Origin of the sequence: Brevibacterium rongguiense (assembly GCF_009857845.1) — a bacterium.
Taxonomy (GTDB): domain Bacteria; phylum Actinomycetota; class Actinomycetes; order Actinomycetales; family Brevibacteriaceae; genus Brevibacterium; species Brevibacterium rongguiense.
Genome location: NZ_WWEQ01000171.1, coordinates 1 through 251 on the forward strand (window position 1 = coordinate 1; position 251 = coordinate 251).

1 pseudogene is annotated in these 251 nt (G+C 66.5%); it reads left to right on the plus strand.

Annotated elements, in window-relative coordinates:
• Window positions 1-251 (plus strand): annotated as a pseudogene (locus GSY69_RS14020) (IS481 family transposase); the annotation flags it as partial.

Sequence of the window (251 nt, forward strand, 5' to 3'; positions counted from 1 at the left end):
CCGGCCCCACTCGATGCCAACCAAGACCCCGCCTGCGGTGGTCAAGCAGATCGTCAAAGCGCGGTGGCGCAGGCGGTTGGGGCCGGTGCAGATCGCCGGCGAACTGGGCATCGCGGCATCAACGGTTCACGCGGTGCTCGTGCGCTGCCGGATCAACCGACTCAACCGTATCGACCGCGTCACCGGTGAACCGATCCGCCGGTATGAGCACGACCACCCTGGGGCGCTGATCCATGTCGACGTCACGAAGT